Origin of the sequence: Streptomyces sp. NPDC048277, assembly GCF_040652235.1 — a bacterium.
Lineage (GTDB): Bacteria > Actinomycetota > Actinomycetes > Streptomycetales > Streptomycetaceae > Streptomyces.
The window spans coordinates 89,230-105,486 of sequence record NZ_JBEZLQ010000018.1 but is presented as its reverse complement, the minus strand read 5'-3'; the positions used below and the strand labels follow the sequence as shown (position 1 = coordinate 105,486).

The window sequence follows — 16,257 nt, the reverse complement described above, 5'->3', positions numbered from 1 at the left end:
TGCTTTTGACTTCGTCGCATCAGCGTCGTAGGTTTATACACGAACGTCACTTATGTCCGTTTCAACTTCGGGCGTGACGTGGTCCGCCGGAGAGCCCGGGCGGTGCGGAGAACCGGCATCGCGGGCGGCGGACGCGCTCAGAGCTGCGCGCAGGCTCTGGAGTGCACGCAGGGCGGCCCCTGACGCGGCCGTCGTAAGAAACCACACCCTCGGAGAGGGGCGAATCATGCGCGCGCACAGCACTCGCATCAAGAGAGTCGCCATCGCTGCCGTTGCGGCACCGATCCTGGCACTCGCGGCCGGAGCCGGCGTCGCCAGCGCGGCCGTCCACTCCGCACCGGACCACGTCGTCGCTTATCAGGACTACGGCGGCGGTGGCGGCGGCGGCCACGGCGGTGGCGGCGGTGGCGACCACGGTGGTGGTGGCTACGGCGGTGGCGGCTACGGCGGCTACGGCGGTTACGACCGTGGCGGTGGCGGCGGTGGCGACCACGGTGGTGGCGGCTACGGCGGCGGCGACCATGGTGGCGGCGGCGGCGACCACGGCGGTGGTGGCGGCGGCGACCACGGTGGTGGCGGCGGTGGCGGTCACGGCGGTGGTGGCGGTGGCGGCGGCCGGTGAGCCGGTTCGCAGTCTTTGACGCCGTCTGACGGCAAAAGGTGGATCCGGGTGCCCGACCTCAGGGCACCCGGATCCGTGCGTCAGAACCACCCCCCGTCACCGCCTCAGGGGCGGCGAGGGTGTTCGGGGGGCACCTGAGCCGCGCCCCTGAACGTCCTCGCCGCGGCCCGTTCCGCGGTACGCCCGAAGGTCACGCCCGCGGCACACCCGAGGACCCCCGCACCATCAGCTCCCCCCGGACCGTCGCGATCCCGCCCGGCGGCGGCTCCTCGCGGCCCATGGCGATACGCCCGGCCCGCGCCCCGGCCTCCGCCAGCGGCAGCCGCACCGTCGTCAGCGAGGGCACCGCGTCGATGCTGAACGGCAGGTCGTCGAAGCCGGCCACCGACACGTCCGCCGGGATCCGCAGTCCCGACTCCCGCAGCGCGGCGCACGCCCCCAGCGCGACGGAGTCGTTGGCCGCCACCACCGCCGTGAGCGTCGGGTCCCGGCGCAGCAGCTCCAGCGTCGCCTCGTACCCCGCCCGGCGGTCGTACCGCCCGTGCACGGTCCAGCGCGGGTCCTCCTCGATCCCGGCCGCGGCCAGTGCCGCGCGGTGGCCCTCCAGGCGGTGCCGGGTGGTCGTCCGCTCCTCCGGACCCGCGATGTAGCCGAGGCGCCGGTGGCCGAGCCCGATGAGATGCTCGGTCAGCTGCTTGCCGCCCCCGCGGTTGTCGAAGGTCAGCGCCACCGCGTCCGTCTCCGGCGCCGGCGGCCGCCCGCACAGCACCACCCGGGTCCCCGCGTCCGCCAGCTTGCGCAGCTTCGCCGCGACCGCCGCCGCGTGCGGCGCGTTCTCCATCGCCCCGCCGGTCAGGATCACCGCCGCCGCCCGCTGCCGCTGCAGCAGGGTCAGATACGTCAGTTCGCGCTCCGGCGACCCCCCTGTGTTGCACACCACAGCGAGCCGTTCGCCGCCCGCGCGGCCGCCCGGGCCGCCGATCTCGGCCTGGATCGCGCTCGCCATGATCCCGAAGAACGGGTCCGCGATGTCGTTCACGAGGATGCCCACCAGGTCCGAGGTGGCGGCCGCGAGCGCGCTCGCCGGCCCGTTCAGGACGTAGTCCAGCTCGTCCACCGCCCGCAGTACCCGCTCCCGAGTGGTCGCCGCCACTGGGTAGTTGCCGTTCAGTACGCGCGACACTGTCGCGGGCGAGACCTGGGCGCGGGCCGCCACGTCCGCCAGGGTCACCGTCATCTCGTCGTCCTCCGGTCGCGCATCTCGTCGTACGCCGTTGTACAGCTGCTCGTCCACAGCCTGATCAAAGGAAGCCCCCTTGCCGTGCAGACCATAAGGCCATCCGCTCCGGTTGTTCGCCCCCTCGAACAACTCGACCCCATCACGGTCTTGTACAGACCACTGGTGAAAGGCTAGCTTCAGACTGTATAGAAAGCGCTTGCTGCGTTGCTGAGACGCACGCGGACGAAGGGAAACACGTGACACGCAAGACGGTGCGTATCGCCATGAACGGCGTGACCGGGCGCATGGGCTACCGCCAGCACCTCGTCCGCTCGATCCTCGCGCTGCGCGAACAGGGCGGTCTCGACCTCGGCGACGGCACCGTGCTGTGGCCCGAACCGATCCTCGTCGGCCGCCGGGAGCACGCGCTCCGCGAGATCGCCGACCGGCACGGGATCGAGCACATCTCCACGGATGTGGCGGCGGTGCTGGCCGACCCGACCGTGGACATCTACTTCGACGCCCAGGTCACCTCCGCCCGCGAGGAGGCCATCAAGCAGGCCATCGCCGCCGGGAAGCACATCTACACCGAGAAGCCGACCGCGACCGGTCTGGAGGGCGCCCTGGAGCTGGCCCGGCTCGCCTCCGCGAAGGGCATCAAGCACGGCGTCGTCCAGGACAAGCTGTTCCTGCCCGGCCTGCTCAAGCTCAAGCGCCTCATCGACGGCGGCTTCTTCGGCCGGATCCTCTCCATCCGCGGCGAGTTCGGCTACTGGGTCTTCGAGGGCGACTGGCAGGAGGCGCAGCGCCCGTCCTGGAACTACCGCGCGGAGGACGGCGGCGGCATCGTCGTCGACATGTTCCCGCACTGGGAGTACGTGCTGCACGAGCTGTTCGGCCGCGTGAAGTCCGTCCAGGCCCTCACCGCCACCCACATCCCGCAGCGCTGGGACGAGGGCGGCAAGCCCTACGACGCCACCGCCGACGACGCCGCCTACGGCGTCTTCGAGCTCGACGGCGGCGCCATCGCCCAGATCAACTCCTCCTGGGCGGTCCGCGTCAACCGCGACGAACTGGTCGAGTTCCAGGTCGACGGCACCGAAGGCTCAGCGGTCGCCGGACTGCGCAACTGCCGGATCCAGCACCGCAGCATGACCCCCAAGCCGGTCTGGAACCCCGACATCCCGGCCACCTACGCCTTCCGCGAGCAGTGGCAGGAGATCCCGGACAACACCGAGTTCGACAACGGCTTCAAGGCCCAGTGGGAGCTCTTCCTCAGGCATGTCTACGCCGACGCGCCCTACCACTGGGACCTGCTGGCCGGCGCCCGTGGCGTCCAGCTCGCCGAGCTGGGCCTGAAGTCCTCGGCGGAGGGCCGCCGTATCGACGTTCCGGAGATCGCGCTGTGACCATCCGACTGCCTTCGGAGGGCGGGGAGCTGCGGACGTACGAGCCGCGCACCGAGCCGCTCGCCCTCACCCCCGGCACCCCGTTCACCTCCCGTACGGTCTTCTCGGCGGCGCACGTCGTCGCCGACCCCTTCGCGGACACGAACCCCGACTCGCCCGCGGCCGTCGACTGGGACGCCACCCTCGCCTTCCGCCGCCACCTGTGGTCGCACGGCCTGGGTGTCGCCGAGGCGATGGACACCGCCCAGCGCGGAATGGGCCTGGACTGGGCGGGCGCGGCCGAGCTGATCCGCCGCAGCGCCGCCGAGGCCAAGGCCGTCGGCGGCCGGATCGCCTGCGGTGTGGGCACCGACCAGATCACCGGCGGCACCCTCGCGGAGATCCGGGCCGCCTACGAGGAGCAGCTCGCGCTCGTCGAGGAGTCCGGCGCCCAGGCCATCCTGATGGCCTCCCGGGCGCTCGCGGCGGCCGCCTCGGGACCCGAGGACTACCTCGACGTCTACGGCCACCTGCTGCGCCAGTCCGCCGAGCCGGTGGTCCTGCACTGGCTGGGCCCGATGTTCGACCCGGCGCTGGAGGGCTACTGGGGGGCGAGCGACCTCGACGCGGCCACGGACGTCTTCCTGGAGGTCATCGCCGCCCACCCCGACAAGGTCGACGGCATCAAGGTGTCGCTGCTGGACGCGCAGCGCGAGGTCGACCTGCGCCGCCGCCTCCCGCAGGGCGTCCGCTGCTACACCGGCGACGACTTCAACTACCCCGAGCTGATCGCGGGCGACGACCAGGGCTTCAGCCACGCCCTGCTCGGCATCTTCGACCCGCTGGGCCCGCTGGCGGCACAGGCGGTCCGGGTCCTGGACACGGGCGACACGGCCGGCTTCCGTGCCCTCCTCGACCCCACCGTCGAACTCTCCCGGCACCTCTTCCAGACCCCCACCCGCTTCTACAAGACGGGCGTGGTCTTCCTGGCCTGGCTGGCCGGCCACCAGTCGCACTTCACCATGGTCGGCGGCCTCCAGTCGGCCCGCTCGCTCCCGCACTTCGCCCGTGCCTACGAACTCGCCGACGGCCTGGGCCTGTTCCCGGACCCGAAGCTGGCCGAGGAGCGGATGAAGACCCTGCTCGCCCTGTACGGAGTGACCCAGTGACCGGCGACCTGTCCCGCTTCTCGATCAACCAGATGACCGTCAAGCAGCTGTCGCTGCCCGAACTGGCCGACGCCTGCCTGGAGCTGGGCGTGCCGGGCGTCGGCCTGTGGCGCGAGCCGGTGCAGTCGTACGGCGTCGAGGCGACCGCCAAGCTGGTCCGCGAGGCGGGCCTGACGGTCACCACGCTGTGCCGGGGCGGCTTCTTCACGGCGATCGACCCGGACGAGCGTGCCGCCGCCCTGGCCGACAACCGGCGGGCGATCGAGGAGGCCGCGACCCTCGGCACGGACACCCTCGTCCTGGTCTCCGGCGGCCTCCCGGCGGGCTCCAAGGACCTGCACGGTGCCCGGGAGCGGATCGCCGACGCCCTCGCCGAGCTGGGCCCCTACGCCGAACAGCACGGTGTCCGGCTCGCCATCGAACCCCTCCACCCCATGTACGCCTCCGACCGCTGTGTGGTCTCCACCCTCACCCAGGCCCTGGACCTCGCGGAACGCTTCCCCGCGCACCAGGTCGGCGTCACCGTGGACACGTACCACATCTGGTGGGACGACCAGGCGCCCGCGCAGATCGCCCGGGCCGGCGCGGGCGGCCGTATCCACACCTTCCAGCTCGCCGACTGGACCACCCCGCTGCCCGAGGGCGTCCTCAACGGCCGCGGCCAGATCGGCGACGGCGCGATCGACATGCGGGAGTGGAAGGGCTACGTGGAGGCGGCCGGCTACACCGGTCCCATCGAGGTCGAACTCTTCAACGACGCCCTGTGGGCCCGGGACGGCCGGGAGGTGCTCGCGGAGACGGCGGAACGCTTCGTGGCGCACGCGGCGTAGTTCAGCGGGGCGGCCGAAGAAGCGGACCTGTTCTCCGGCCGCCGCCGCATGGTGACGTATACGTGGCGTATACTCGACGCATGTCCGACGTCATGATCCGTGTGCCCGCAGAAGTCCGTGACCAGCTGGCCGCCGTGGCCGAGGCGCGAGGCACCAGCCTCCGCGCCCTCATGCAGGACATAGCCGCGCAGACGCTGACCCCCGAGCAGATCAGGGAGCGGGCCGACCGCACGCGCGCGCTGCTTGCCGAGCGCTTCGGGCACTACGTTTCGGACGAGGAGTCCGCCGAGATGCGGCGCAAGATGCGGGAGGCCGCCGCCGCTCACCGTGCCGCCTCGGCCGAGACGGAGCCGGACCTTTGAGCTGGACCGAGCACTACGTCCTCGACACCCCCACCCTCCTGGCGATGGGCGGCGACAAGCAGGTCTCCGGCCTGATCCATGCCGCTGCCGCCAGTGATGACATGCGTCTGTGGGTGCCTGTCCTGTGTCTCCTGGAGGCCGAGCGCCAACGTGCCGGGATCGTCGACCACGTGGGCGTGCTGGTGGGCGTACTCCATCTCGTCGACGACGACTACTCCATGGCGGTCACCATCGCCGAACTGGGCCGCGCGGGCTTCGACTTCGGTGTTTCCGCCGCTGTGCACGTCGCGCGGCCGAACCAGACGCTCCCCATGGGCGGCCTGATCGCCTCCGTGGCACCGGAGCCGTACGAAGGGCTCGGCGTCGGGGTCATGGACCTGAACCGCTGAGGGCGTTCCGGGCCTCAGCTACTGATCCGCCCGTCCCGCACGGCCCCGACGAACGCGGCCCAGCCGTCTGCCGAGAAGACCAACGCGGGGCCGGTGGACCCGGCCTTGCTGTCACGGACGGGGACGGTGGCGTGGCCGCGGGCTACTTCGAGGCAATCGCCCTGGTCGCCGCCGCTGTAGCTGGACTTGTACCACCCGGTGAGGGTGTGCTCACTGCTGGCCATGTGCGTGTTCCTCCGCTGCCGCTCTGACGAGGGCAAGTGACTCCTGCTGCGACAACGCGTCGCTCAGCGCTAGAGCGTAGGAGGTCTCGCTGGCGGTCACCAGCGCCGGGTCGTCCATCAAGTGGCCAGTGAGAAAGGCCTCGACGTAGGCCACCGGAGCGGCGTCGGCGAAATTCATCAGCGTGAGGTAGCTCTGTTGGAGCGCGTGTGCCCCGACGCCGTACGGCAGCACATGCAGCCGCAGTCGCCCCGCCTCGGCCAGGTCCGCGATCTTGTGCAGTTGTTCGGCCATGACCTGTGGGCCACCGACGCGGCGGCGCAGCACGGATTCGTCGAACAACGTCCAGACGACAGGCTGCGAAGGTCCGTCGAGGAGGCGGCGGCGTTTTGTTCGGATGACAACGAGCTCGTCAAGTTCCTCGGCGGTGTAGTTCGGCCGGTAGGAGCGGAAGACGGCACGTGCGTAGCCATCGGTCTGCAACACGCCTGGCACCAGCGAGAGCGCGAACTGCTGGATCAGCGTGGCCTGCTGCTCAAGTTCGGCCACTGCCGCGAAATGGTCGACGTACTTCGAGTCCAGGTCCTCCAGCCACCGTTCGAAGAACCCGTCAGTCTTGACGGCCCGGTCGATCCGGCGGGCGTCGTCCGGCTTCGGCAGCCGCCGCCCCGCCTCGAAGTGGCTGATCAACGTGGGCGAGCACACGACCAGTTCGCCCAGTTCCTCCTGGGTGAGACCGGCCGCAGCGCGCCGCAGTCTCAGCTCCTCTCCGTACTTCTCGCGTTGCGTCCGAGGCTTCTGGCGCTCGCTCATGCGGCCAACTCCCTTTCCTGACAAAGGCTCTGTCAAGGGCACACCCCTGGAAGCGTAGCCACCTCCGACCCCACTCTGTGAGGGAATCACCACACAACGAAGTCACCGCAGGTGAGAAGGCAGGTCGGCATGACACATCTCCTGGCCCGGCTGGTCGAGCCGTTGCTCCGGTTCTTCCTGCCCGCTCGCGGGCGACGGCGCTACACGTATCCGTACTCGTGCCCGTACGTCGGCCGCCCGACGGCGTACCGCAGGGGCGAAGCCCCCTTGCGCGGCGAGGACAGCCCGCTCGTCCGCCCCTATCTCGACGGCGTGGAGACCTACGTATGAGCGGGCGCCTGCTTCCGTGGACCGGTGCGGACGGCAAACCCGGTTATCTCGTGGGCGACGGGACGGGATACGTCTCCCGGCTCGCCGACCGGATCGAGAGCATGCACCTCGGCATGGCGGGCGACCTGCTCGACCACGCGGCCGAACTCCTCGCGGAGCAGCGGCTGACCGCCGAGGAACTCCGTTACCTCGCGCGGCGGCTGAGCGAGTCGTTGAGGGACGTCAAGCGTGTCGCCGAGAGCAGGGGCGCACGGTCGGGTTGACCCTCGACCTTGTGCAGGGCCCAGAGTGCCGGTGTGGAGAACGACATGCGCAGCATCGGGGAGATGGCCCGTGACAGCGGCCTGGGCGTGAGCGCGCTGCGGTTCTACGACCGTGCCGGTGTGCTGGTCCCGGCCTGGGTGGATCCGGCGAGCGGTTATCGCTGGTACGGGCCCGAGCAGCTCGCGGAGGCCCGGCTGCTGGCCTGTCTGCGCCGGGCCGGGATGCCGCTGGCGGACATCCGGCTGGTGCTGGCCAGCTGGTCCGGCGCGGACACCGGTCTGGTCCGGAAACTGCTCGGGGCGCATCTGCGCCGTCTCGAACAGGGGCTGTCCGACGCCCGCGGCGAGTTCTCCGCACTCCGAGCCCAACTCGATCACCGGGAGAATGCCATGACCTCGCTCCGCAACGCCACCGTACGGCTGTCCGTCGCCGCGCCGGAACTGGCAGCCGTGCTGGACGCGGTTCGATTCGCGGCGAGTACCGATCCCGAGCTGCCGATGCTCGGCGGGGTTCTGTTCGACATCGAGGGCGAGAGCCTTCGTGCCGTGGCCACCGACCGGTACCGAATGGCGCTCGCGCGGGCCGGTGTCACTGGGCATGAGGGGCCCCGGGTACAGGTCATCGTGCCCACGCCGCTCGCCGACGCGATGCGTGCGCTGCTGGACGGCGAGGGACCCGTGGGACTTTCCCTCGACGGCGACCGTGTGACCTTGGAGGCGGGGGACAGGCAGGTGGCCGGTCGGTGCCTCGACCACGACTTCCCCGACTACCGTCGCCTCCTGCCCCGGGCCGGCGGCCGCCGTACTGCCGTCGAGGTGGCGGCTTTCCGGCACGCTCTGGAGACCGGCCCTGTCCGTTCCGGAGAGGATGGAGCGCCCGACCTCAGCCTGCTCAGGGTGGCGGACGGCGGCGCGGTGACCCTCTGCGCCGATGTCGACGAAGACCCCGACCGCGTCGCCGTCAACCGTGAGTTCCTGCTGGACGCGCTGGCCGCCGGGGCCCGCGACCGACTGGTTCTGGAGTTCGGCGCGCCCACGGCGCCGATCGCGATCCGCCGGCCCGACGACGAGGACGCCTTCTCGCTCCTGATGCCGGTCCGTCTGGAGAACTGACGGTACGTTCACCTCGCACAGGTCTTTTCTATATTCCCTGTTCGCGTGGGCCGTCGGTTTTGAATTGCTGTGGTCCGACTGTTGATTCGCGATTTATAAGTGCATGGGAACTCCGTCCCGGCTGGTTGTGTCTATACGATTCGAGTCGGCCGCGAGGGCGAGCAAGGGACTCGGAATCGCGGCGGAAAAGGACATCATCAGCCAAGGAGTTTCTTGTGAAAATGCGCGTAGCCGTTGTTTCCGCGTTCTCCGCCATGGCCCTCGCCGTCGGCGCCACCGCCGCTGCCGCGGCTCCCGCCCAGACCCTCACCATCAGGCCCAGCGCCACCACCGTCCAGCTGGGCGACGTCGTCACCTTCACCGGCAGGGCCACCGGTGTCGAGGACGGCAGCCAGGTGACCCTCCAGGTCAAGGACGGCGGCGGCTGGCAGTCGCTGCCTGGGACGGCGACCCTCGACGCGGGCGCCTACCGGCTCGACGAGAAGTTCGACGACGAGGGGGTCGAGGTGCTGCGCGTCACGGACGGCAGGGCGGTCTCCAGCAGCGTCTCCGTCCAGGTGCGGACGCAGACGCAGACGCCCGGACGGCGCTGACCCCGTCCTGTGTGAGGACTTCTTCACACAGGTCCTCCTTATGTTCCCTGCTCAGGGACGGTCGCCCTTCTCGATTTTCTGTGGTTCACCTGTCGATTCGAGTTTTTTCCGTTCGGCAGGAACCGCTTCCCGGCCGGTCGTGTCTATAGAGTTCGGGTCGGCCGCGAGGACGGGCAAAGGGCTTGGAATTGCGGTTGGAAAAACCCATTCAAAACCAAGGAGATTCCTGTGAACGTACGTATCGCCACCGTTTCCGCGTTTTCCGCCGTGCTCCTCGCCGCCGGTGCCACGGCCGCCGTCGCGGCCCCCGCCCCGGCGCTCACCATCAAGGCCGGCGCCGCCCACGTCCAGCTCGGCGATGCCGTCACCTTCACCGGCAAGACCACCGGCATCAAGGACGGCAGCACGGTGACCCTCCAGGTCAAGGACGGCAAGAAGTGGCAGTCCCTGCCCGGCACGGCGAAGGTCAAGAAGGGCGCCTACAAGATCGCCCAGAAGCTCGACGACAAGGGCGTCGAGGTGCTGCGCGTGAAGGACGGCAAGACGGTCTCCAAGACGGTCGACGTCGAGGTCCGCTGATCACGCCGGTCACCCCCGACCGACACCGCTGAGAATCCTGCCCCACCCCGTCCGATCCGGGGTGGGGCAGGTGTCGTTGGGGCGTGTCCGCGCCCTGAGGATCGTAGGGACCCTATGGGCCACCTGTCTTTGCCGTTGCCTGAGATTGTCCTTAATTGCTTGTCAGAGCCGGTCGGCACGCCCCCGCCGACGGCCCCGGAAAAAACTTCGCCCCCCGTACAACCCTCCCCCCGCCTCGCCGGTCGTACCTGGCATCGGAACTTTCGGAGGGGGATCTGGGGGGATCGCGGGGGTTCTGATACGGAGGGGAAAGCCGAGGGGGTTCGGTCGACCGACCGGGCCCCCTCGAAGCATGTCCGGGCCCTGGTCAGGGCCTTGGTCAGGGCCATAGAAGGGCCCTAGAAGAACACCCCGCAGCGCAGCAGTACGTTCGCGTACGGCCGTGCCTCGCCCGTGCGTACGACCAGATGCGCGTCCGCCGACAGGTCCTTCAGCGTCTCGTGCGGGACCAGGACCAGGCCGGGGAAGTGGCCGTCCAGCAGCTTCGCGGCGGCCGGGTTGGCCCGGCGGACCTCGCTCGCCGCCGTCGCGCCCTCCACGACCAGCTCGCCCAGCAGCCCTTCCAGCACCTCCGCGAAGGACGGCACCCCGGCCCGGAACGCGAGGTCCACGACCCGCGGCCCCTTCGGGATCGGCATCCCGGCGTCGCACACCAGCACCGTGTGCCCGTGCCCCAACTCGGCCAGCGCGCCCGCGAGATGACGATTGAGGATCCCCGCCTTCTTCACAGCGCCTCGACCTCCGCCGCCGTCGGGTACGACTCCTGCGCACCGCGCTTCGTCACCGCCGCCGCCCCCACCCGGGCCGCGTACGCCGCCGCCTCCGGGAGCGACGCGCCCGCCCCGAGCCGTACCGCGAGGGCCGCCGTGAACGCGTCACCGGCGCCCGTGGTGTCCACCGCGTCCACCTTCACGGACGGCACCGACTCCACCCCCTGGCCGTCGGCCACCAGCGCGCCCTCCGCGCCCAGCGTCACCACCACGGACCTCGGGCCCTTCGCGAGCAGGAGCCGCGCCCAGTCGGCCGGTTCCCCGCTCACGCACGCCTCGCCGAGGAGCACCTTCGCCTCGTGCTCGTTCACGATCAGCGGGTCGCAGGCCGCGAGGACCTCGTCCGGAAGGGGCTGCGGCGGGGAGGGGTTGAGGACGAACCGGCTGTCGGGGGCCAGGCTCCGTACGACCTCCCGTACCGTCTCCAGCGGGATCTCCAGCTGGGCGGAGACCACCCGGGAGGCGTGGAAGAGGCCGGCCGCGGCCCGTACGTCCGCCGGTGCGAGACGGCTGTTCGCGCCCGGCGACACCACGATGCTGTTGTCGCCGGAGGGGTCCACGGTGATCAGCGCGACGCCCGTCGGCGCCCCGCCCACCAGCACGCCCACCGTGTCCACCCCGGCCGCCCGCTGCGAGTCGAGCAGCAGACCGCCGTGCGCGTCGTCGCCGACCCGGGCCAGCAGCGCGGTACGGGCGCCGAGCCGGGCGGCCGCGACCGCCTGGTTGGCGCCCTTGCCGCCGGGGTGCGTGGCGAGGTCGCCGCCGAGCACCGTCTCACCGGCGGCCGGCCGCCGGTCGACGCCGATCACCAGGTCGGCGTTGGCCGATCCCACGACCAGGAGGTCGTAGTCGTACATCAAATGACTCCCTACGGAAATGGGTTGAGGCGGCCGGGGTTCACATGCATTGAACCGTCCGGCCGCCTCCTTCGGTGTCCCTCGGTGGCTCAGCCCGTGAAGCCGGCCACGTTCTCCTTCGTGATCACCTTCACCGGCACCTTGATCATCGGGTCGACCTTCTTGTCCTGGATCGCCCTGAGCGCGTTGTCCACGGCGATCTTCCCGAGCTGGGAGGGCTGCTGGGCGACCGAGGCGTACAGCGTGCCGTTCTTCACCGCGGTCAGGCCGTCCGGGGTGCCGTCGAAGCCGACCACCGACACCGACGTGCCGGCCTTGGAGCCCAGCGCCTTGATCGCGCCGAGCGCCATCTCGTCGTTGGCGGCGATGACGCCCTGGACGTCCGGGTGGGCCTGCAGCAGGTTCGACATCACGTCGAGGCCCTTGGTGCGGTCGAAGTCGGCCGGCTGCTGGGCCACCACCTGGATGCCGGGGTAGGCCTTGAGACCGTTGGCGAAGCCCTGCGCGCGCTCGCGGGCGGCGGAGGTGCCGGCCTGGCCCTGCAGGATCACGATCTTGCCGTGGCCGCCGAGCTTCTCGGCGATCGTCTTGGCGGCCAGCTCACCGCCGGCGACGTTGTCGGAGGCGACCAGGGTGTCGGTCTTGGCGTTGTTGACGCCCCGGTCGACGGCGATGACAGGGATGTTCGCCTTGTCGGCGGCCTTCACGGAGTTGCTCGCCGCGTCCGAGTCCACCGGGTTGACGATGATCGCGCCGAGTCCCGAGCTGGTGAAGTTCTGCAGCTGGTTGGCCTGCTGCGAGGCGTCGTTCTGGGCGTCCGTGACGGTCAGGTCCACGCCCAGCTTCTTCGCCTCGGCCTGGGCGCCGGACCGGATCTGCACGAAGAACGGGTTGTTGAGGGTGGACAGGGACAGCCCGACCCTCGGGGTGCCGGAGGCGGAGCCCGAGTGCAGGAAGGAGGTCGCGGCCGCCAGCGCCACGGTGATGACCACCGCGAGCGCGTACGTCCCGGCCTGCCTGCCCTTGCTCCCGCCGATCCGGGGGGCCGCCGGGGTGGCCCCGGCCTTGCGGCGCATGGTGTCCAGGAGCACCGCCAGCGCGATGACCACACCGATGACGACCTGCTGCCAGAAGGCGGACACGTTCAGCAGGTTGAGACCGTTGCGCAGCACCGCGAGGATCAGCGCGCCGATCAGCGTGCCGGAGGCCTTGCCCGTGCCGCCGGCCAGCGAGGCGCCGCCGATCACGACCGCGGCGATGGCGTCCAGCTCGTAGCCGTTGGCGGCCTGCGGCTGCGCGGAGGACAGCCGGGCGGCCAGCACGACGCCCGCGACGGCCGCGAACAGCCCGGACAGCGCGTAGATGGCGAGCTTCTGCTTCGACACCCGCAGCCCGGACAGCCGGGCGGCCTCCTCGTTGCCGCCGATCGCGTACATCGAGCGGCCGATGTACGTCCGGCCGAGCACGAAGGCCGCGACGAGCCCCATGACGACCATGACGAGGACCGGCACCGGCAGCCAGCCGCCGAGCGTGTCACCGAGGTGCGAGACCGAGTCGGGGAAGGCGATCGGGGAGCCTTCGGAGATCACCAGCGACAGACCGCGCGCCACCGACAGCATCGCGAGCGTCGCGATGAACGACGGCAGCTTGCCGTACGCGATCAGGAAGCCGTTGACGAGACCGGCCGCGACACCGGTCAGGACCGCCAGCACCACCGCGATGACGACCGGGACCCCGTGCTGGGTGCAGCTCCACGCCAGCACGGTGGCCGACAGGGCCGCCACCGAGCCCACCGACAGGTCGATGCCCGCCGAGACGATCACGAAGGTCACACCGAAGGCGAGGATGGCCGTCACGGCCGCCTGGACGCCGACGTTCAGCAGGTTGTCGGTGGTGAGGAAGTCCCCCGACAGCGCCGACATCGCGATGATGAGGACGATCAGCGCGGTGAGCGCGCCGTTGTCGAGGAGCAGCCGGCGCACGGCCGCGGCGCCACCGGCGCCCGATGTGTTGCCCTTGAGCGTGTCAGTGGCCACGAGCGGCCTCCTTGTCGGTCGTGGTGGGGTTGCTGACGGCGAGTGCCATCACGGAGTCCTGGGTGGCCTCGGCGGCGGAGAGCTCGCCCGCGATCCGGCCCTGGGCCATCACCAGCACCCGGTCGCTCATGCCGAGGACCTCGGGCAGATCGCTGGAGATCATCAGTACGGCGGCTCCGGCGGCCGTCAGCTCATTGATCAGTTGGTAGATCTCGACCTTGGCGCCGACGTCGATACCGCGCGTGGGCTCGTCGAGGATCAGCACCTTGGTGTCGGCGAGCAGCCACTTGCCGATGACGACCTTCTGCTGGTTGCCGCCGGAGAGCGTGCGCACGTGCTGCCCGAGGCCCGCCATCCGGACGCCCAGCTGCCGGGCGATCCGCTCGGCGGCGGCATGCTGCGCCCTGAGGTCGACGATCCCGGCCCGGGTGGCTTTCCGCAAGGTCACCAGGCCGAGGTTCTCCTCGACGGAGGCGCCAAGGACCAGCCCCTGCCCCTTGCGGTCCTCGGGGACCAGCCCGATCCCGGCGGACATGGCCGCGTTGACGTCGGCCCGCTTCAGCGCCGTACCGGAGACCTTCACCGCGCCCTTGTCGTACGGATCGGCGCCGAACACCGCCCGTACGACCTCCGTACGGCCCGCACCCACCAGGCCCGCGATCCCCACGACCTCCCCGGCGTGCACCTCGAAGCTCACGTCGTGGAAGACGCCGTCGCGGGTCAGCCCCTCGACGGAGAGCAGGGCGGCACCGGTCTCGGCCCGCTCGCGCGGGTACTGCTGCTCGATGGAGCGGCCGACCATGAGCCGTACCAGCTCGGCCTCCGGGGTGGAGGCGGGCACCTGCCCGACGGACTTCCCGTCCCGGATGACCGTCACCCGGTCCCCCAGGGCGGCGATCTCCTCCAGGTGATGCGTGATGAAGACGATCCCGACGCCGTCCTCGCGCAGCTGCCGCACGATCGCGAAGAGCTTCTCCACCTCCTCCGAGGTGAGCACCGCGGTCGGCTCGTCCATGATGAGCACGCGCGCGTCCAGGCTGAGCGCCTTGGCGATCTCGACCATCTGGAGCCGGGCGATACCGAGCTCGCGGACGAGCGCGCGGGGCGAGACGGGCACGCCCACACGGGCGAGCAGCACCTCCGCGTCGGCCTCCATCCGCTTCCGGTCGATCATTCCGAACCGGCGCGGCTGCCGGCCCAGGAAGATGTTCTCGGCGACCGTGAGATCGGGAACGAGGTTGAACTCCTGGTAGATGGTGGCGATCCCGAGGCGCTCGGAGTCCTGCGCACCATGGATGCGCACCTCCTCGCCGCCGGCCAGGATGCGCCCCTCGTCGGGCGTGTAGGCGCCGGAGAGCATCTTGATGAGGGTGCTCTTGCCCGCGCCGTTCTCACCGAGGAGTACGTGGACCTCGCCCCGGCGCAGATCGAAGTCGACGCCGTCGAGCGCGACCACGCCGGGGAAGGACTTCCGTATGCCCTCGATGCGCAGCAACTCGTCCGGGTTGCTCACGACGTGCTCCTTTGCACAGGGGTCTGGTTGCCGTGGGGGTTCTCGTCCGGGCTCTCGTCCGGGCTCTCGTCCGGGTTTTCGCCGCACGAGCGGCGGGCGACGAGCCGGGCCGGGAGGGTGACGGACCGGGGAGTCCGGCCCTCGATACGGTCGATCAGCGCGCGTACGGCGGCGCGGCCCAGCTCGCCCGTGGGCTGGGCGATCGCCGTGATGGGCGGGTCGGTGTGCACGAACCAGGGGATGTCGTCGAACGCGGCCAGCGCCATGTCCTCCGGCACCCGCAGCCCGCGCGCCCGGATCGCGTCCAGCGCGCCGAGCGCCATCAGGTTGTCGGCGGCGAAGACGACCTCGGGCGGCTCGGGCAGGTCGAGGAAGCCCTCGGTGACCCGGCGCCCGCTCTCGGCCTGGAAGTCGCCCTGGCCTATGTAGGCGTCCGGGAGGGAGAGGCCGTACTCGGCGAGCGCCTCCCGGAAGGCCTCGACGCGCTCGCTGCCGGTCGTGGTGGCGGCGGGCCCGGCGATGATCGCGAGCCTGCGGTGCCCCAGCCGGTGCAGATGCGCGACGAGGTCCCGTATGGCGGCCCGGCCGTCGGCGCGTACGACGGGGACGTCGACGCCCGGGATCCACCGGTCGACGAACACCATGGGCGTACCGGCCCGCGCGGCCTCCAGCATCAGCGGCGAGCCGCCGTCGGTGGGGGAGACGAGCAGGCCGTCGATCCGGCGGTCGAGCAGCGTCCGTACGTGATGGTCCTGCAGGTCGGGACGTTCGTCGGCGTTGCCGATGATGACGCTGTAGCCGAGCGCGCGGGCCTCTTCCTCGACCGAGCGGGCGAGTTCCGTGAAGTACGGGTTGAGTACGTCGCTGATGACCAGGCCGAGGGTGCGGGTCTGGTCGGTGCGCAGGGAACGGGCGACGGCGTTCGGGCGGTAGCCCAGCGTCTCGACGGCGGCCAGGACCCGGGTGCGGGCGTCGTCGCTGACCGACGGATGGTCGTTCAGGACACGGGACACCGTGGCGACGGACACGCCGGCCTGGGCGGCGACGTCCTTGATGCTCGCCATCGTCGCTCCACCTCCTCGTGGAACTCGTGGAATCGATTACACGCTTTCGTGTACCGAGGATTGGA

Annotated in this window: 19 protein-coding genes; 11 read left to right on the top strand and 8 right to left on the bottom strand. The window is 70.7% G+C overall.

Annotation, left to right across the window (positions count from 1 at the left end; all coding sequences use genetic code 11):
- The first annotated feature begins 226 nt into the window (after positions 1–226).
- Positions 227–622: a hypothetical protein gene (locus AB0D85_RS33510; protein ID WP_362328549.1), complete on the top strand. Its 396-nt coding sequence runs from the start codon at positions 227–229 to the stop codon at positions 620–622.
- A gap of 190 nt (positions 623–812) precedes the next feature.
- Here AB0D85_RS33510 and AB0D85_RS33505 read toward each other — a convergent pair whose 3' ends face one another.
- Positions 813–1,859 (bottom strand): LacI family DNA-binding transcriptional regulator, encoded by a 1,047-nt coding sequence (locus AB0D85_RS33505; RefSeq protein ID WP_362328787.1) that lies wholly within the window; start codon positions 1,857–1,859, stop codon positions 813–815.
- A 239-nt stretch (positions 1,860–2,098) separates the two neighbouring features.
- On the opposite strand from AB0D85_RS33505, the gene AB0D85_RS33500 reads away from it, so the two are divergent.
- The 5 genes from AB0D85_RS33500 to AB0D85_RS33480 all read left to right on the top strand — a co-directional run bounded on the left by AB0D85_RS33500 (position 2,099) and on the right by AB0D85_RS33480 (position 5,979).
- Positions 2,099–3,250, top strand: a complete 1,152-nt coding sequence (locus AB0D85_RS33500; RefSeq protein WP_362328547.1) for a Gfo/Idh/MocA family oxidoreductase — start codon at positions 2,099–2,101, stop codon at positions 3,248–3,250.
- A complete protein-coding gene (locus AB0D85_RS33495) occupies positions 3,247–4,398 on the top strand; it encodes a dihydrodipicolinate synthase family protein (protein WP_362328545.1) in 1,152 nt (383 codons plus the stop codon). The genes AB0D85_RS33500 and AB0D85_RS33495 overlap by 4 nt, the downstream gene beginning before the upstream one ends.
- A 32-nt stretch (positions 4,399–4,430) precedes the next feature.
- The gene (locus tag AB0D85_RS33490) at positions 4,431–5,228 is read left to right on the top strand and encodes a sugar phosphate isomerase/epimerase family protein (protein ID WP_362328785.1); all 798 of its coding nucleotides are present in this window, start codon (positions 4,431–4,433) and stop codon (positions 5,226–5,228) included.
- Between the two features lie 80 nt (positions 5,229–5,308).
- Complete coding sequence (locus tag AB0D85_RS33485) at positions 5,309–5,590, top strand: Arc family DNA-binding protein (protein WP_362328543.1); 282 nt, start codon at positions 5,309–5,311, stop codon at positions 5,588–5,590.
- A complete protein-coding gene (locus AB0D85_RS33480; RefSeq protein ID WP_362328541.1) occupies positions 5,587–5,979 on the top strand; it encodes a hypothetical protein in 393 nt (130 codons plus the stop codon). Before AB0D85_RS33485 ends, AB0D85_RS33480 begins: the two co-directional genes overlap by 4 nt.
- Positions 5,980–5,993: 14 nt before the next feature.
- Here the strand turns inward: AB0D85_RS33480 and AB0D85_RS33475 are convergent, their stop codons facing one another.
- Positions 5,994–6,203, bottom strand: a complete 210-nt coding sequence (locus tag AB0D85_RS33475) for a DUF397 domain-containing protein (protein WP_362328539.1) — start codon at positions 6,201–6,203, stop codon at positions 5,994–5,996.
- Positions 6,190–7,014, bottom strand: coding sequence for a helix-turn-helix transcriptional regulator (locus AB0D85_RS33470; protein WP_362328537.1), 825 nt, complete (start codon positions 7,012–7,014; stop codon positions 6,190–6,192). Before AB0D85_RS33470 ends, AB0D85_RS33475 begins: the two co-directional genes overlap by 14 nt.
- A gap of 129 nt (positions 7,015–7,143) precedes the next feature.
- On the opposite strand from AB0D85_RS33470, the gene AB0D85_RS33465 reads away from it, so the two are divergent.
- The 5 genes from AB0D85_RS33465 (at position 7,144) to AB0D85_RS33445 (ending at position 9,892) form a co-directional block, all read left to right on the top strand.
- The gene (locus AB0D85_RS33465; RefSeq protein WP_362328535.1) at positions 7,144–7,344 is read left to right on the top strand and encodes a hypothetical protein; all 201 of its coding nucleotides are present in this window, start codon (positions 7,144–7,146) and stop codon (positions 7,342–7,344) included.
- Positions 7,341–7,607, top strand: coding sequence for a hypothetical protein (locus AB0D85_RS33460; protein ID WP_362328533.1), 267 nt, complete (start codon positions 7,341–7,343; stop codon positions 7,605–7,607). Before AB0D85_RS33465 ends, AB0D85_RS33460 begins: the two co-directional genes overlap by 4 nt.
- Before the next feature lie 45 nt (positions 7,608–7,652).
- Positions 7,653–8,720 carry a MerR family transcriptional regulator gene (locus AB0D85_RS33455; RefSeq protein ID WP_362328531.1) on the top strand — a complete coding sequence of 356 codons (1,068 nt, stop codon included), beginning with the start codon at positions 7,653–7,655 and terminating at the stop codon, positions 8,718–8,720.
- A 221-nt stretch (positions 8,721–8,941) separates the two neighbouring features.
- Positions 8,942–9,313 (top strand): hypothetical protein, encoded by a 372-nt coding sequence (locus tag AB0D85_RS33450; RefSeq protein ID WP_362328529.1) that lies wholly within the window; start codon positions 8,942–8,944, stop codon positions 9,311–9,313.
- A 228-nt stretch (positions 9,314–9,541) separates the two neighbouring features.
- Complete coding sequence (locus AB0D85_RS33445; protein WP_362328527.1) at positions 9,542–9,892, top strand: hypothetical protein; 351 nt, start codon at positions 9,542–9,544, stop codon at positions 9,890–9,892.
- Positions 9,893–10,290: 398 nt separating this feature from the next.
- Here AB0D85_RS33445 and rbsD read toward each other — a convergent pair whose 3' ends face one another.
- The 5 genes from rbsD to AB0D85_RS33420 all read right to left on the bottom strand — a co-directional run bounded on the left by rbsD (position 10,291) and on the right by AB0D85_RS33420 (position 16,192).
- Positions 10,291–10,680, bottom strand: a complete 390-nt coding sequence (gene rbsD / locus AB0D85_RS33440; RefSeq protein WP_362328525.1) for a D-ribose pyranase — start codon at positions 10,678–10,680, stop codon at positions 10,291–10,293.
- Complete coding sequence (locus tag AB0D85_RS33435) at positions 10,677–11,579, bottom strand: ribokinase (RefSeq protein ID WP_362328523.1); 903 nt, start codon at positions 11,577–11,579, stop codon at positions 10,677–10,679. The genes rbsD and AB0D85_RS33435 overlap by 4 nt, the downstream gene beginning before the upstream one ends.
- Before the next feature lie 89 nt (positions 11,580–11,668).
- Positions 11,669–13,615 carry a substrate-binding domain-containing protein gene (locus AB0D85_RS33430; RefSeq protein ID WP_362328521.1) on the bottom strand — a complete coding sequence of 649 codons (1,947 nt, stop codon included), beginning with the start codon at positions 13,613–13,615 and terminating at the stop codon, positions 11,669–11,671.
- Entirely contained in the window at positions 13,605–15,128 is a 1,524-nt protein-coding gene (locus tag AB0D85_RS33425; protein WP_362328519.1) for a sugar ABC transporter ATP-binding protein, read from the bottom strand. The genes AB0D85_RS33430 and AB0D85_RS33425 overlap by 11 nt, the downstream gene beginning before the upstream one ends.
- Positions 15,125–16,192: a LacI family DNA-binding transcriptional regulator gene (locus AB0D85_RS33420; RefSeq protein ID WP_362328517.1), complete on the bottom strand. Its 1,068-nt coding sequence runs from the start codon at positions 16,190–16,192 to the stop codon at positions 15,125–15,127. The genes AB0D85_RS33425 and AB0D85_RS33420 overlap by 4 nt, the downstream gene beginning before the upstream one ends.
- Positions 16,193–16,257: the final 65 nt, after the last annotated feature.

Coding starts and splice junctions, on each gene's coding strand:
- AB0D85_RS33485 (WP_362328543.1), top strand. CDS start 5,309: ATGTCCGACGTCATGATCCGTGTGCCCGCAGAAGTCCGTGACCAGCTG.
- AB0D85_RS33470 (WP_362328537.1), bottom strand. CDS start 7,014: ATGAGCGAGCGCCAGAAGCCTCGGACGCAACGCGAGAAGTACGGAGAG.
- AB0D85_RS33420 (WP_362328517.1), bottom strand. CDS start 16,192: ATGGCGAGCATCAAGGACGTCGCCGCCCAGGCCGGCGTGTCCGTCGCC.
- AB0D85_RS33450 (WP_362328529.1), top strand. CDS start 8,942: ATGCGCGTAGCCGTTGTTTCCGCGTTCTCCGCCATGGCCCTCGCCGTC.
- AB0D85_RS33510 (WP_362328549.1), top strand. CDS start 227: ATGCGCGCGCACAGCACTCGCATCAAGAGAGTCGCCATCGCTGCCGTT.
- AB0D85_RS33490 (WP_362328785.1), top strand. CDS start 4,431: ATGACCGTCAAGCAGCTGTCGCTGCCCGAACTGGCCGACGCCTGCCTG.
- AB0D85_RS33455 (WP_362328531.1), top strand. CDS start 7,653: ATGCGCAGCATCGGGGAGATGGCCCGTGACAGCGGCCTGGGCGTGAGC.
- AB0D85_RS33475 (WP_362328539.1), bottom strand. CDS start 6,203: ATGGCCAGCAGTGAGCACACCCTCACCGGGTGGTACAAGTCCAGCTAC.
- AB0D85_RS33465 (WP_362328535.1), top strand. CDS start 7,144: ATGACACATCTCCTGGCCCGGCTGGTCGAGCCGTTGCTCCGGTTCTTC.
- AB0D85_RS33505 (WP_362328787.1), bottom strand. CDS start 1,859: ATGACGGTGACCCTGGCGGACGTGGCGGCCCGCGCCCAGGTCTCGCCC.
- AB0D85_RS33460 (WP_362328533.1), top strand. CDS start 7,341: ATGAGCGGGCGCCTGCTTCCGTGGACCGGTGCGGACGGCAAACCCGGT.
- AB0D85_RS33435 (WP_362328523.1), bottom strand. CDS start 11,579: ATGTACGACTACGACCTCCTGGTCGTGGGATCGGCCAACGCCGACCTG.